Annotated in this window: 12 protein-coding genes; 5 read left to right on the top strand and 7 right to left on the bottom strand. The window is 45.7% G+C overall.

Annotated features, from left to right (window positions below; translation table 11 throughout):
* Positions 1–115 precede the first annotated feature (115 nt).
* The 4 genes from AC6CIF_RS03895 to mnmL form a co-directional block, all read right to left on the bottom strand.
* Positions 116–1096 (bottom strand): alpha/beta fold hydrolase, encoded by a 981-nt coding sequence (locus AC6CIF_RS03895; protein ID WP_498197973.1) that lies wholly within the window; start codon positions 1094–1096, stop codon positions 116–118.
* A gap of 41 nt (positions 1097–1137) precedes the next feature.
* Positions 1138–2115: a type I phosphomannose isomerase catalytic subunit gene (locus tag AC6CIF_RS03890; RefSeq protein WP_289391826.1), complete on the bottom strand. Its 978-nt coding sequence runs from the start codon at positions 2113–2115 to the stop codon at positions 1138–1140.
* 189 nt (positions 2116–2304) lie between these two features.
* Complete coding sequence (mnmM, locus tag AC6CIF_RS03885; RefSeq protein WP_498197971.1) at positions 2305–2889, bottom strand: tRNA 5-(aminomethyl)-2-thiouridylate-methyltransferase MnmM; 585 nt, start codon at positions 2887–2889, stop codon at positions 2305–2307.
* Positions 2890–3843 carry a tRNA modification radical SAM protein MnmL/YtqA gene (mnmL, locus tag AC6CIF_RS03880; RefSeq protein ID WP_036669734.1) on the bottom strand — a complete coding sequence of 318 codons (954 nt, stop codon included), beginning with the start codon at positions 3841–3843 and terminating at the stop codon, positions 2890–2892. It lies immediately after the preceding gene.
* A gap of 318 nt (positions 3844–4161) precedes the next feature.
* Here mnmL and AC6CIF_RS03875 point away from each other — a divergent pair, with 318 nt between their 5' ends.
* A complete protein-coding gene (locus AC6CIF_RS03875) occupies positions 4162–4362 on the top strand; it encodes a hypothetical protein (RefSeq protein WP_017689675.1) in 201 nt (66 codons plus the stop codon).
* Positions 4363–4514: 152 nt separating this feature from the next.
* The gene (gene trmB, locus AC6CIF_RS03870) at positions 4515–5270 is read left to right on the top strand and encodes a tRNA (guanosine(46)-N7)-methyltransferase TrmB (protein ID WP_076209226.1); all 756 of its coding nucleotides are present in this window, start codon (positions 4515–4517) and stop codon (positions 5268–5270) included.
* Between the two features lie 131 nt (positions 5271–5401).
* Here trmB and AC6CIF_RS03865 read toward each other — a convergent pair whose 3' ends face one another.
* On the bottom strand, positions 5402–7654 hold the full coding sequence (locus AC6CIF_RS03865) for an AraC family transcriptional regulator (protein WP_498197968.1): 2253 nt from the start codon (positions 7652–7654) through the stop codon (positions 5402–5404).
* Positions 7655–8062: 408 nt separating this feature from the next.
* On the opposite strand from AC6CIF_RS03865, the gene AC6CIF_RS03860 reads away from it, so the two are divergent.
* From AC6CIF_RS03860 to AC6CIF_RS03850, 3 genes are all read left to right on the top strand, one after another.
* A complete protein-coding gene (locus AC6CIF_RS03860; RefSeq protein WP_017689672.1) occupies positions 8063–8968 on the top strand; it encodes an ABC transporter permease in 906 nt (301 codons plus the stop codon).
* 96 nt (positions 8969–9064) lie between these two features.
* On the top strand, positions 9065–9928 hold the full coding sequence (locus tag AC6CIF_RS03855) for a carbohydrate ABC transporter permease (protein WP_498198206.1): 864 nt from the start codon (positions 9065–9067) through the stop codon (positions 9926–9928).
* Between the two features lie 100 nt (positions 9929–10028).
* Positions 10029–11582 carry an ABC transporter substrate-binding protein gene (locus AC6CIF_RS03850; RefSeq protein WP_498197966.1) on the top strand — a complete coding sequence of 518 codons (1554 nt, stop codon included), beginning with the start codon at positions 10029–10031 and terminating at the stop codon, positions 11580–11582.
* A gap of 140 nt (positions 11583–11722) precedes the next feature.
* On the opposite strand, the gene AC6CIF_RS03845 is transcribed toward AC6CIF_RS03850, so the two are convergent.
* Both AC6CIF_RS03845 and AC6CIF_RS03840 read right to left on the bottom strand, forming a co-directional pair.
* Positions 11723–12874 carry an MGDG synthase family glycosyltransferase gene (locus AC6CIF_RS03845; RefSeq protein ID WP_405143727.1) on the bottom strand — a complete coding sequence of 384 codons (1152 nt, stop codon included), beginning with the start codon at positions 12872–12874 and terminating at the stop codon, positions 11723–11725.
* A gap of 50 nt (positions 12875–12924) precedes the next feature.
* Positions 12925–13452: a phosphatase PAP2 family protein gene (locus tag AC6CIF_RS03840; protein ID WP_076209222.1), complete on the bottom strand. Its 528-nt coding sequence runs from the start codon at positions 13450–13452 to the stop codon at positions 12925–12927.
* Positions 13453–13668 lie beyond the last annotated feature (216 nt).

Genomic DNA, 13668 nt, shown 5'->3' with positions numbered 1-13668 from the left:
GCTATTATTCATATCGCTTAACAAGAAAACCCCTGAACTGGAGCGCAGCGTGAGCTGCACATCCGATTCAGGGGTTTCTTTTGCTGTTGCTCTTGGTATGTTGCCTCCGACTCTATTATATAGAGTCAGCCGTCTCAGTAGGGTTCAACGGACTTTCGTTTGTATTCGAGCCAGGGGTATTCCGCTCTAGCCAGTCTACAACGTGCTGAGCCACTTCTGTTCTGTTGATCTCATGCAGCATTTCATGGCGTCCATCCGGATACAGGCGATACTCAATATTCTCCAGCTGAAGCTTCTTATACTGGGAGACCAGATTAAGAACGCCTTTGCCATGAAGTCCGACAGGGTCCTTCTCACCTGAGAACAGGTATACGGGTTTGTGTTTGGGTATGCGCTCCATATTGTGTGGAAGGTGTACTTCAAGCAGCAATTTGAAGAAGTCGCGGAAAAAGCCTGCTGTACAGACTGCTCCGCACAGGGGATCATCAATGAATCGCTGAACCTCTTGTGAGTCCCGGGACAACCAATCAAACGGTGTCGTTGCAGGGCGGAAAGAGCGATTAAATCCACCAAATACAATCGCGTTGAGCAGCATGCTGGGATGAGTAGCCCCCTGAATGCCGCATTGCAAAAAGGCGAGCTTCTCTCCAAATCGGAGCAGACCACGTCTGCCGTTTGTACCGGATAAAATAAAGGCATGGTACTGCTCATGACCAGCGTACATGAGATGTTGCACCAAGAATGAGCCCATGCTATGCCCCATTAGAAACAGGGGCACCCCAGGATTCTCCTTGGCGGCAACTTCGCCCAGATTAATCATATCACTCGCCATCCAGCGGAAGGCATCGATACCAGCATTACCAAGCAACTTGGCATTCTCCACAGTTTTGCCATGACCCCGATGGTCATTGGCATAAACCGCATAGCCATTTTGGGTAAGAATGCCGGCAAATTCGGCGTATCGGGCTGCCGTCTCGCCCATGCCATGTGCAATTTGCACTACACCTTTAACTTTGCATTCCGGATCGGGAAGCCAGCGGTACACATGAATACGGGTACCTTCACTAGCGACCAAGGCAAAGGTAGATTCCTGCATCTCGTGTAATTCCTCCTTCACAGGTTACATATAAGCTTGATTTATGGCAGATAAGAGCGAAGAACAGTGGTATTTCCATCTAATGTATAAGAACCCAGATTGGCTGGCAAGAGATAACATTGTCCAGCTTTCAATTCAATACTGTCTGATTCAGCATGTGCCCACTCCAAAGTTCCTTCTCCTTCACAGACAACGAGAATCGTGAAGCTGTCAGGATTGGTGGAGAGTTCCCACCGTTCAGTCACAATCCCTTTTTCCACCACAAAATAAGGGCATTCCGCAAGCTTGAGCCATTCACCAGGTGTAGCGTTATTTGTTTTCATCGTTGAGGCACCTGCGCCCTCATAGGCGGTGACATTTAATGAGTCTTCAACATGCAACTCACGTGGTTTGCCATCCAGCCCTGGACGATTGTAATCGTATATCCGGTACGTCGTATCCGAGTTTTGCTGAATCTCAGCAACAACGACACCTGCACAGAGCGCATGTACTGTTCCGGCAGGGATAAAGAACGTATCACCAGCTTCAACAGGTACCTGACGAAGGGTATCCATCACCGTGCCGTTTTCCAATGCTTCTTTTAATGTTGCCCGATCAACGCCTTCATTCAAGCCATAGATGATGTGTGCGCCCGGTTTTGCGTCGAGTACATACCACATTTCTGTTTTGCCAAGCTCGCCAGGAGGCAGTGCCTCATACTCGTCTGTTGGATGAACCTGAACGGACAGGTCATCGTTGCAGTCAAGCAGCTTAATCAGAAGGGGGAAACGTCCGCCTTTTTCAGAGACGCCTTTTGTTCCGAGCCATTCGGTGCCCAGTTGTTCACGAACTTCATCCAGACCCTTGCCAGCCAGTGCTCCATTTAATACCTTGGTTGTACCGTTTGGATGATCCGCAATCATCCATCCTTCTCCGATATGTCCTTCAGGGGGCGTAAGGCCGAATTGCTCCAGCGCACGACCGCCCCACACACGTTCTTTGAATTCAGGTTGGAATTGTAATGGGTATGGCGTAGACATCAGTAATCTCTCCTCTAGTATATGAAATGGTGGATCGCTTTAATCAGTCATGGGCATGTAGTCGCCATGAGCAAACAAGTGAATACGTTTGCATATGTAGATGTAGAACACAGATCGCAGTAAGAAGAAGCCGTTAAAAGCTCGCCTTGCGATTGTGTCTAGTTTATTGTATTTGGTGAACAAAGGAAATTATTTTTTCTCGATTCCGATCAGAAAAGGAGAAGTTTCTCGCTGCAATTGGCGATACATCACAACCTGTGCCTGTTCCACCGGAAGGGCAGAAGACCATTCCAATACGGCTGATGCTTCCTGTGCGCCTCCTTCATGACCGGGGTAGAGCACAACCGTAATGATTCCGCGAGGACGTAATAAAGCGAGTGCAGCCTCGAGTGCAGCGATCGTACTGTCAGTCTCGGTGATGATGGAGGAATCTGCACTTTCTGAAGGCAGGTACCCCAGATTGAACATGACTGCACCAACCGCACCAGGCCATGACTCAGGCACCGCTTCTGTCATTCGATCATGGCTTAGTTGAAGCATGGAAATGGAGCCAAGCTTGGCTTCGTCGTTTTGTTTTCGAATCCGGGCCTGTGCCAGCGTGAGGGCTTCACTTTGAATATCGAATCCAATGACTTGACCACGCCTGCCAACTTGTTGTGCCAAAAATAGTGTGTCTGCTCCTGTACCCACCGTTGCATCTATGGCCAGATCACCTGGCTGTAGGCGGGAAGCAATCCACTGATGTGCACAGCTGAGAACTGAAAGAAAGCCCATCTATGCTCGCCTCCAATACTTACCTTGCCAGGAATCCCGCTCTCGCAGCTCACGATCAATGGAGTTCAACACTTCCCATTTGTTCATGGACCACATCGGCCCAATCAGCAGATCACGCGGTGCGTCGCCTGTAAGGCGGTGTACGATCATTTCCGGAGGAAGCATCTCCAGTGTATCTACGATCAGCTTGATATACTCGTCCTGATCCAAAAAACGTAAAAGACCGGCTTCGTATTGCTTCACCATTGGTGTTTTGCGCATGAGATGTAACAGGTGAATCTTGATTCCCTGTACATCCATATTGGCAACTGCACGTCCAGTGTCCAGCATCATCTCATGTGTCTCTTGAGGCAGACCATATATGATATGTGTGCACACACGTATATTCCGTTTGCGCAGTTTCTCAACCGCTTCTTCGTAACACTTCGTGTCGTGCGCGCGATTAATCAATGTTGATGTGGAATCATGGATCGTTTGAAGGCCCATCTCAACCCACAGATAGGTGCGTTCGTTCAGTTCAGCCAAATAATCAACAACGTCATCTGGCAAACAGTCCGGGCGAGTGGCGATGGACAAACCAACAACACCGGGTTGCTCAAGAATTTCTTCAAAATATTCGCGCAGCTCCTCAACCGGAGCATACGTATTCGTATAGGCTTGGAAGTAGCCAATATAATGGGCTTTAGGCCACTTGAGGTGCTGTTTATCTCGAATTGTATTGAATTGGGTGACCAGATCTTCACGTCTGCTGCCAGCAAAATCGCCTGATCCACGCGCACTGCAGAAGGTGCAACCACCTTTGGCAATGGAACCGTCGCGGTTGGGACAGGTGAATCCAGCATCCAGCATCACTTTGAAAACCTTATTGTTAAATTGATCTCGCATCTCATAATTCCAGGTATGGAATCGTTTATCTCCCCACAGGAGAGGGGACTGTAATGCAGGTGCATTCATCTTCAGGGTACTCCTTTGGCTGTCGAATTACCGTAATCATACGTGAACAAAAGAAGAAGCGCTATGCGATTTCCGTCATAGACGATTGATAGCGAGTATAGGTGTCTTCATGAACTTTTATCATTGTATCAAAAAACTAAAAAAAAAGGGAATCGAAACGCAAAAATAGGCCGTAAAATCAAGGTTTTCTCCTTGCTATAGTTTACACCTTATGTTATATTTAAATCAGCGTCAGACACCATCTAATGGGTATTATTCATCATAGCATTTGAATCAAGATTGACGTCATGGACCATACTATACCGTGAGGTGATATGAATGAATTCCCAAGTTAAAAACAAAGAATTGAATCATGTGTCTGTTGAATTGACGGCAGAAGAAGCACTGGCTTTAACAGGTGTTCGTTTTAATGGAAATCCGAAAGTGAAAGCGGCTGCAAGACAAAAAGTTCGCGATGCTTTCGAAAAGACATTTGATTTTTCACACCAAGATAAGGTAGACTATGAACTACTAAAGTAGTTGGACCCCAATTCCAAATAAATCGAAGAGGGAATCTTTGAGATTTGCCCAAAGTGGCAGATCCGAAGATTCCCTTTTCATTGCTCTTTACAATTTGCCAGTTCTTCGGCAAAATAAGTCTGAGACAAGTATGGGACAAACGGAGGAATAAAATGCGTTTACGTGGCAGAAAAGGGATAAGAGAAAATCTGGAGCAACAAGTTGATCTTGTTGTACTGGACCCGAAGCAACATAAAGGAAAATGGTCTGAACTGTTTGGTAATGATCACCCGATCTTCGTGGAATTTGGTATGGGTAAAGGCCAATTTATCAGCCAAATGAGTTATAAATATCCGGAATATAATTTCATCGGTATTGATATGTATGATGAACTGGTGCGTCGTGCCAGTGAGAAAGCTCGTAATGCGTGGAGTCAGGCTGATGTGGAGACACCTCCGAACCTGAAACTTGCGCTGGCAAATATTGAACAGATCGAAGAAGTTTTTGAACCGGAAGAACTGGAGCGCATTTATTTGAACTTCAGTGACCCTTGGCCAAAAGCAAAGCATGCACGTCGTCGTTTGACGCATCCGCGCTTCCTGAAGAAATACACGGAACTGCTTAATCCAAAAGGTCAGATTCATTTCAAAACCGATTCGGAGACACTGTTTGATTTCTCACTCAACGCCATTGCCGACTTCGGGCTGCAAATGACCAATATTTCTTTGAATCTGCATCGTGATGGATTGAATGAAGAACATGTGATGACGGAGTACGAGCAAAAATTCATGGGTAAAGGTATGAACATTCACCGGGTTGAAGTGATTGTGGGTGAAGAGGCCTTGCGTGAGTATCAGCAGACACGTCTGGACAAGTATAAAGTTCGTGAAGCTTCTGATGAGTCCGGCGAAGATCAGGAACAGGAATAAAATCAAAATCTAACTTAAACTTATTAAAGAAGAGCGACACATGAGGTGAATGGTTTCATTCTCATAGGTCGCTCTTTTTTTGCATTAACAATCGATGTGCTATACTCCATAAACTCAAGTCTGGGATGATTTCAAAAGTTCTCTGAATGAAACTCTTTGCGGCGATAATCGTTTGGTGTAACACCATTAAACTTTTTGAACATGCGATAGAAGTATGAACTGTTGGTGAATCCCGTTCTCTCGGCAATATCGGCAACGGAGTTCTCTGTCTCTACTAGCAGATGCTGGGCCTTGGCTATGCGGGTTTCGTTAATCACGTCCGTGAGCCCTTTCAGGGTGAGCTGTTTGTAGAGCCTGCTCACATAGATGGGCGACATGCCCAGTTCATCTGCAATGGAGGTTAGACAGAGATTGGGGTCCGCATAGTCCCGCTCAATAATGCCATTGATTTTACGAATCAACTCTTCGTGCTTCAGTGTACGTTTCTCCTCGACTTTGGAACCAAGCTCATCAAACATCCGATAGAAGTGTTCATGTACTTCACTGATGTCTTCTGCGTCTTTGACAGGCAGCATTAGACCATCCGAGACTGAATCAAGCGTGAGTTGATTATTCTTCTTGAGGGTATTTCGTACATGGTTCAGTGTCATCGTCAGATGGGATAAGGCTAGCTGGAAGACGGTAAATGGAAATGCGGCTGTCTCGCCGACGATGTCTGTATAGACTTGTTTTGCTTCTCGCGTCTTACCTGTCATTAGATGATCGACAAGTTGTCTTTCCTTACCAGCTGGGAATGCGTACTCCTTGGCGTGATACGCCATGATGTCAGAGGTATAGATCAGACAGCCCGGTCCCATGAACAAACGATGCAGTGAGGCTTCGGCTGATCTGGTATAGGATGCAATACTGTCTTCCAATGAATCTTCTTCCGTGCCGATCGTACAGGAGATGGAGCATTTCAAATGGGTCATTACAGCTGCCTGCATCATACGTAGCAGCTCTTCGATCCGGTTATGAGCAGGTTGCCCAAGTTCATGGCTTTCGGCTTTTTCATTGAAGATGAGTGTGATCAGATCACCGCCCATGTCCACAGCTTCTGCATTGTAGTGGAGATCGGCTGTCTCGGTGCAGATGTTCATCATGGCGTATTTTACAAGCTGGGTCTCATCACGGTACGTTTCACAGAATTCGGTAAAATGGTCAATACGCAGCAATACCAATCTGGATACACGCCGAACATCAATGGAGGAACCATAGAACTTCATCCGTTCTTCCAGCATCCCTCCAGTTACTGTTTCGCGGCCCTGCAGGGCCCCTCGTAGAAAATCCTGCCGTAACAAATGAAGACTACCACGTCGCTCTGCTTCCATCACACGTAAACGAACAAGCACCTTATCAATAGGGTGATATAGTTTTCGGGACACAAGGTAAGAGAGCAGCAAGCCTGCGAAGAGAAGTCCAACACAAAACAGAATGGTATGTGTGCGCATACTCCGTATATCTGAGGTAATCAGATCATAAGGTGTTATTCTTACATAACGCCAACCTAGGTCATCGGGAGCGGTATAGGTGATGAGAGATTTTTCTCCGTCGACTTTCTCGGTAAAGTAAGCTGATTGCCCCGTATCCTGCATAATTGGCTTCATAAAAGCTTCGCTGGAGAGATTTTTCATCAATGCACGGTCGCCAAAGTCAGATAAAAGGTCTCCCTTCTCATTCACGATAAAGGTCTTGCCTGGTTGATCCACAGCATTCATATTTGGACTGAGCCAATCATCCTTGATATTAACGATGACAGCATAGTTTAGCTTCGCGTTATCATTAATCGTGTCATAACAGAGATAGGTGTAGCTGTTAACCTCTGTTGCTTCGGTAGAGCCGACCTGATATGTACGCGGGATAGGCACAAAAGGTTTATAGTCATGGAAGCGTTGGAGGATGCTTGTAATCCCCTGATCATCGATCTCCGAGATGGACTGCTGCCCATTGCGCATGTTGGAACTGATAAAGAATTCTTTACTTTTGGAGTTATATACATAGATGGATTCGATAAAGGGAAGGGACATACGGTAGTTGTCTAGCTGCTCCATCGCCGATGTAATCTCATAGATATTTGGTTTGGAATAGAGCAGTAATGAAGAGATGGTGTAGTCCTGATAAATCTGATATGACAATGATTTCGCAGTCTCGGTCATTTTGGCCACTTCACGGCTGGTTTGAGTAAGACTGTTCATATCTGTACGATACACCTGGCGAAGAGCAATTCGATTATAGTTGACGTACAAAATAGAAGAAGCCACAAGTAAGGTAGCGACGGTACTGATAATAATGCCGATCAGAATCCGTGTGAAGACTTTCTGACTGTCCTCTGAACGTTTACGCATTCTTCTTCCCCCTCGGACCTCCTGTTTTGGGTGAACCACATAGAATTTCATATACATAAGTGAGGCTTCATAGTTGGATGAGCAGAAGAGCAAGAGTAACTTGAATTATATATTATGTATGCGTTTACATCAATGGTGCACAAGCCATTTTGCCTGTTCTGTCTACATAAAGTTCAACTTTCGCTGAATTGTTCACTAGGTGTAGCCTATGCACGATATCAACATTTGTGAACGGATGTGTGTGGATGTCAGTTCATTTCATGGTTCGTTCATTTTGTTCACAGTTTATTTCGCAGAATCGTTCATTTTCTGAAGGGAAGCTTCAGTATCCGTGAGTGAATAGAGCATCTACAATAAAAAGAGAGCTCCACCACGCAGCACCGCAAGAAATTCGGGAGGGATCGAGCCATGCTCAAAGAATTGAACAAAAACAAAATCATGTTTCTGATGCTGTTGCCCACGCTGATCTTTTTTCTGATTAACTCGTATTTTCCGATGGTCGGCATCTATTATGCGTTCACCCGGTATGATTTTGAAGGCGGATTATTTGGCAGTCCATTTGTCGGTCTGGAGAACTTTAAGTTCCTATGGCAATCCGGAATGTTGCTGAAGCTCACAACCAACACTGTGGGTTACAATCTCGCCTTCATTATATTAGGGAACGGTCTGGCGATCTTCTGTGCGATTATGCTTAGCGAGATCCGGGGCAGGTTATTCAAAAAAATTACGCAATCCGTCATGTTTTTGCCGTATTTCATCTCATTTGTACTATTAAGTGTAATCGCTTACAACATGTTTAACTACGAGTCGGGTTTTGTGAACACGGTGCTCAAACGTTTTGAGGCCGGCCCGGTCGACATCTATAACACACCCTGGATCTGGGTGTTCCTGATCATCATCTTTTACCTATGGAAAAATCTTGGATACAGCATGGTCATCTATCTGGCCGCCATAACGGGTATCAGTGACGAGTATTATGAAGCTGCCCGAATCGACGGGGCCAATATTTTTCAGCGGATCTGGTACATTACGGTACCGATGCTGAAGCCAACCTTTGTCATCCTGTTGTTGTTCTCGCTTGGCAGCATTATGAAGGGGCAGTTTGACCTGTTCTATCAACTGATCGGTAATAACGGGGTACTGTACAACGCTACAGATATTATTGATACGTATGTGTATCGTTCACTGAAAGTAACGTTTGATATCGGGATGGCAACTGCTGCTGGTCTGTATCAGTCGCTATTCGGATTCATTTTGATCATGACCGTCAACTATATTATCCGCAAAGTAAATGAGGACTACGCCTTGTTCTAGAACGCCCGCAGGGCAGGAGGGAGAACGATCATGAACACGCCAATGAATACTCACACTCGTGCGAATACGCGTCTCAGAGATTCGGAATTCACTTTCATGTTTCAACTGATTTCCTACAGCTTCATCATCATTTTATCAATCATGTGCTTGCTACCGTTTCTGCTGATTCTATCCGGTTCATTCAGCAGCAACGAGTCCATTGTGAGGGATGGTTATCACCTCTTTCCAACGGACTTTTCCCTGGAAGGTTACAAAATGGTGTTCAAATTCCCGACTCAGGTACTCAAGGCTTATGGGGTAACGGTCTTTACAACGGTGGTGGGGACTACGCTAGGGCTGTTCCTCATCACGATGGCCGGATTTGTGCTCCAGCGTAAGGATTTTAAATATCGGAACACGTTCTCGTTTTTTATCTACTTCACAACCCTGTTTGGTGGGGGACTTGTGCCTTGGTACATTATGCTGGCGAACTACTTCGATCTCACAGATACGTACACCGTACTGATTTTCCCGGGGTTGATGACGCCATTCCTCATTATCCTGATGAAAAACTTCATTCGCTCGGCAGTGCCGGATGAATTGATTGAGTCCGCCAAAATTGATGGAGCAAATGACTTCCGCATCTATTTCAGCATTGTGTTGAAACTGGCGATGCCTGGTATCGCCACCGTAGGTCTGTTCCTGGCACTGGGTTACTGGAATGACTGGTTTACCTCATCCCTCTTCATTAACAACCCGGATATGTACCAACTGCAATTTTATCTCTACAACACGATGAACACGATTACATTCATTGACCAGATGGCGATTGGCACAGGGATCACACTCAGTCAGGATGTGCCTACCGAATCAACCAAGATGGCAATGGCTATCGTTGTAACGGGACCGATTTTGTTCCTGTATCCGTTTGTACAACGTTATTTTGTCAAAGGACTCACCATTGGTGCAGTGAAAGGTTAGAACGTGAACACGCTGTGGATGTCAGACCATTAACATTATTTTCGGTCTGAAACATGACGAGTCTGCGCTAACATATAAAGGTTCACCACAAAAAGGGAGGATGCGTATGCGTAACAAAACAATTCGGCACCTGTCTCTGGTACTTGCCCTGATGTTGTTCGCCGGGGTACTTGCCGCATGTAACAACGGTTCGGGGGGATCGACGCAAGGAAGTGAACAAGGAGGAACATCCGGGAACAAAGGCGAGAAAGTCACACTTCAATTTTACATGCTTGGGGATGCTCCCAAAGATCTGCCTGTTATTGAATCCGAGATCAATAAGCTGGCGGAGGCTGATCTGAACGTCAATGTGAAATTCAACTACACCTCATGGACCGACTGGGATCAAAAATATAAACTGCTGCTGTCTTCCGGACAGCCGATCGATCTGATCTTCACAGCGGATTGGACATTCTACCAGTCCTATGCCAAGAAGGGCGCGTTCCTGCCACTGGATGAAATGTTGCCTACAGCAGCGCCAGCACTGAAAGCTCATGTACCTGATGACATGTGGAATGCTGTCAAAATCAATGACAAAATCTATACTGTTCCATCAACTTGGATTGAGTATGTAACCGAGGGAATTGCGTACCGTGAGGACTTACGCGAGAAGTACAATCTTCCGAAACCGGAATCCTTGGAGACGCTTGAAGCGTATCTGGAGGGCATCAAAGCCAACGAACCCAATATGATTCCGATTGCGGATAGCAATGCCAACCACACCCATGGTATTCGTCAATTGACATCCAAGCTGGTTAATACAGCAGGTCAACTTCCATATGGACTGGATATTATGTATGACACACCTTCAACCGTGACGTCCTATTGGGGATCGGCGCAACACCTGGAAGACCTGAAAACATACAAACGTTGGATGGACAAAGGATTTTTCCCGAAAAACGTACTGAATGTGAAGGATACTTCCAACTCGTTGCTGCAAAATGGAAAAGCGGCTGTTGTTCTGTCCGGGGAAAACCCGAACAAATTTAATGCAGATGTAATCAAGGTGCAGTCTACGCATCCAGATTGGAAACTGGCTTATTTCCCATACCCGAATGCAAAAGGGTTTGCACAACCGGTTCACCCAATCCACAATGGTTTTGCGATTCCGCGTAGCAGTAAAAACCCGGAAAAAGCATTGGCATTTTATGAGAAACTGGTGACAGACAAACGCTACAACTGGTTGACTGAGTACGGCGTTGAGGGCAAAAACTTCGAGGTAGATAATGGATACTACAAAATGGTCGGAGATGCACAAACAAATGGCTTCGCGCGTGAGGGCATGAATGGCTGGGCTTGGCGTAATCCGGAATTCATGCTCTATGATAAAACCTTTGATGATGTCCTGACCATGTTTGAAGATCTCGACAAAATCAAAAAGCCGGATATTTATACCGGATTTGCTGAAGACTGGACTCCGTACCAAGCCGAGAAGGCTGCATTGGAGCAAGTGGAAAAACAATATTTGTATCCGCTTAATGTAGGTTTGGTGGCAGACGTAGAAGCTGGATTGAACACATTTATGGAGAAGGCTAAACAAGCAGGATTGGAAAAAATTCAGGCAGAATACACCAAGCAGTGGCAGGAGTACTTGAAGTCAACAGGCATTCAATAGTTTGTACTTTCCTTCATAAAGAAAAGGTGCCTTCGGATTCGAAGGCACCTTTTCAATGTGGTTGCAGGCTTGTTTGAAGCCGTTGGTTAGAGGCATGATTGGACGAAGAATGCGGGAAGCGACATCCTATTGGGATAAATTCATAAACGGGCCTCTTCTGCGGATGAAGGACGAACGTCCTCCAGCAGATCGATAATACTTTGAGCGCTCTGCATTGGATGAACCTTGGCGATTTCCGCCAAATGACGTTTGCGTTTACGTACAACATCCGGGTAGTGATGCAACAGCTTGTTCATCCATTTAACCACTACGTCGGGCGAAGTTATGGGTTCTCCCAACCCTCTTGCCGTAAAATAATGGACGTTTTCTTCTTCCTGACCAGGTATAGGGTTGTGGAACAACATGGGAATTCCTTTGGCCAAGCCTTCACTGCATGTCATTCCCCCAGGTTTGGTAATCAGAAGGTCGGATACTTCCATTAATTTGTCCACTTCGTTGGTGTATCCCATAATGTGAATGTTTTCTTTGCGATACATGGGGTTCTGTTCCATGCTGATCCGTGTTTTATCATTGCGACCGAGACAAAAAATGATCTGAATATCTTCATGCCAGCGTGTCAGCAGCGGATGGACCAGCTTGTCGCTGAGCATTCCCCAACCGCCACCCATCACCAGTACAGTAGGCATGTTCTTGAGGTTAAATCTGCTTCGGATCTCTTCTCGCCCGGGATGCTCCCAGAAATTTGGATGCACCGGAATGCCCGTGACTCGAATGTTTTCTGTAGGTACGCCTCGTAGCATTAGTTTGGACTTAACCTCATCTGAAGAAACCAGATAAAGGTCTACTTCACGGTTAATCCACGTCCCATGTGCATCATAGTCGGTAATGACTGTGCATAGGGGAACCTGTACACCCAGACGTTTCAGTCTGGATATGACAGCACTTGGAATCGGATGTGTACAGACGATCGCATCGGGACGTAACTGGCGCACAACACTGCGTGTATGTGTATAGAACAGTTTATGCAACGCCAGTGTGGTCAGCCTGTTCAATGATTTTTTATATTGGTGCCTGTATACGTATCCGAAAAGTTTGGGTTGGTTGGTAACCGTTTTTTTGTATGCTGTTATAATCAGAGGTGCAACCTTTGGATTTAAGAAACTTCCCAGTTCAAGCACTTTTGTCTGCACGTCTGGCGAGAGCTTTCGCAAATTGCTGGACAGTGCATAGGCGGCTTGAGTATGACCCGTACCAAAGCCTTCAGATAATAGTAATACTCTTTTTTTCTCCACGCTTGCTTCACCTGTTCCTGCTAGGTTTTTCTGAGTCTAACATATCGGCTTTAAGACCAGAATGCAACTGTTGCAAGTGCGACTAAAGTACCTATTGTGGCACCCGCCAGAACATCGGAAGGATAGTGTAACCCCAGATAAATTCGAGAGAATCCGACAACAAGGGCCACAGGCAACAATATTAGCAATAAGATCGGATCAGTGGTCATAAAGGGAACTGTGACCGAAAAAATGGCAGTTGTGTGCCCTGAAGGAAACGAGTGATCCGTCAGGGGATTACGGAACGTAATTGTATCCGGCAAGGCCAGATAAGGTCGAATGCGGGGATACAATTTTTTCGCGATAGCTACAGGGATATGGCTGACCGCAAGGGCGATACATGCCTGTAGTCCTGTTGTGCTCCATGGAGCTGGAGCAAGCAGCCAGATTAACAACGATATTGCAATAGAAGAAGTTGCTCCACCCAGATGGGTGAAATAATACAGCCAAAAATTCATAAAACGATTATGAAGTCGGCCGTTGATCCACATAAAAACATTTCGATCATAATCTTGAAACTTTAAGAATAAACGGCTCATATTGGCCTCCTGCCAGTCAGGCCGCCCGTAATGGCGGCATTATTTCCGGTGATTTTCTGCATCCGGTTTCGTCCTGATTAGTATATAACCGTTTTTCATGAACTTGAGGTTATTTCAGGTATATGTTTATCATATTTTTAAATGTTGTCCTTTTCAAGAAGAACCCATGTAAAGAAAGTGAAATTCATGTTAAAGAGTGGATATATACCCATCTTA

It is taken from the genome of Paenibacillus sp. GQ49 (assembly GCF_059759055.1).
The sequence above is the reverse complement of the archived record's forward strand: the minus strand, read 5'-3'. Positions and strand labels throughout refer to the sequence as shown.

Excerpts from the sequence above, each read along its gene's own strand:
- AC6CIF_RS03895 (WP_498197973.1), bottom strand. The coding sequence starts at position 1,096 with ATGCAGGAATCTACCTTTGCCTTGGTCGCTAGTGAAGGTACCCGTATT.
- AC6CIF_RS03855 (WP_498198206.1), top strand. The coding sequence starts at position 9,065 with ATGTTTCAACTGATTTCCTACAGCTTCATCATCATTTTATCAATCATG.
- AC6CIF_RS03850 (WP_498197966.1), top strand. The coding sequence starts at position 10,029 with ATGCGTATGCGTAACAAAACAATTCGGCACCTGTCTCTGGTACTTGCC.
- AC6CIF_RS03840 (WP_076209222.1), bottom strand. The coding sequence starts at position 13,452 with ATGAGCCGTTTATTCTTAAAGTTTCAAGATTATGATCGAAATGTTTTT.
- mnmL (WP_036669734.1), bottom strand. The coding sequence starts at position 3,843 with ATGAATGCACCTGCATTACAGTCCCCTCTCCTGTGGGGAGATAAACGA.
- AC6CIF_RS03890 (WP_289391826.1), bottom strand. The coding sequence starts at position 2,115 with ATGTCTACGCCATACCCATTACAATTCCAACCTGAATTCAAAGAACGT.
- AC6CIF_RS03860 (WP_017689672.1), top strand. The coding sequence starts at position 8,063 with ATGCTCAAAGAATTGAACAAAAACAAAATCATGTTTCTGATGCTGTTG.
- AC6CIF_RS03865 (WP_498197968.1), bottom strand. The coding sequence starts at position 7,654 with ATGCGTAAACGTTCAGAGGACAGTCAGAAAGTCTTCACACGGATTCTG.
- AC6CIF_RS03875 (WP_017689675.1), top strand. The coding sequence starts at position 4,162 with ATGAATTCCCAAGTTAAAAACAAAGAATTGAATCATGTGTCTGTTGAA.
- mnmM (WP_498197971.1), bottom strand. The coding sequence starts at position 2,889 with ATGGGCTTTCTTTCAGTTCTCAGCTGTGCACATCAGTGGATTGCTTCC.
- trmB (WP_076209226.1), top strand. The coding sequence starts at position 4,515 with ATGCGTTTACGTGGCAGAAAAGGGATAAGAGAAAATCTGGAGCAACAA.